This window comes from Paracoccus sp. DMF, from assembly GCF_004407025.1.
Classification (GTDB): domain Bacteria; phylum Pseudomonadota; class Alphaproteobacteria; order Rhodobacterales; family Rhodobacteraceae; genus Paracoccus; species Paracoccus aminovorans_B.
In genome coordinates this window covers 1-759 of record NZ_SOKV02000177.1, presented here as the reverse complement: position 1 = coordinate 759, position 759 = coordinate 1, and the positions used below count along the sequence as shown (strand labels likewise).

General features: G+C 62.3%; 1 pseudogene. It reads right to left on the bottom strand.

Annotation, left to right across the window (positions count from 1 at the left end):
- Nucleotides 1–759 (bottom strand): annotated as a pseudogene (locus tag E3D03_RS21060) (IS5 family transposase); the annotation flags it as partial.

Here is a 759-nt window from a genome sequence, read left to right as displayed (position 1 = left end):
ACCTTCGGGCATCTGTCGTAGCGGGTGGCGACCCGGCGCCAGCCCTTGAGCCTGCCGAACATGATCTCGATGCGGTTTCGGCGTTTGTAGCGGCGCTTGTCGTGCTTGACGGGCTTGCCACGAGATTTCCTGCCCGGAATGCAGGACCCTATCCCCTTGTCTTTCAATACATTTCTCAACCAGTCGGCATCATGGCCCCGGTCGGCCAGCAGCCAGTCCGCCTTTGGCAGGCTGCCCAGCAGGGCGGTGGCACCCGTACAGTCACTGACTTGGCCTGCGGTCATGAGTTCGAGGGATAAGGCCATGATCCGGGGAATCATGTCCCCCGAGAACGCGGATCGGGCGGCCTTCGGCATCGGTCACGGCATGCAGCTTGGTGTTCATGCCGCCCGTCCTCGGGAAAACAGTCCCCCGGACTGTTTTCTGGCCCTCGGACTGCGACCGATCAGACGGCCCCTTTGATCGCCGGGTCCCCCTTTTTCGACCGCAGGCTGGTCGCCGTGCGGTGCACCTTCAGGGAGGTTGCATCGATCATCACCGTCTTCGGAACGGCCGCCTCGGACGCCAGACCGTCCATCATCCGGGCGAAGACACCTTTGTCGCTCCATCGCTTCCAGCGGTTGTAGAGGGTCTTCGGCGGGCCGTATTCCCTCGGGGCATCTCGCCACCGCAAGCCATTACGATTGACAAAGATTATCGCACTCAAACACCCGACGGTCATCGACGCGCGGCTTGCCATGGCTCTTGGGAAAGAAGGGC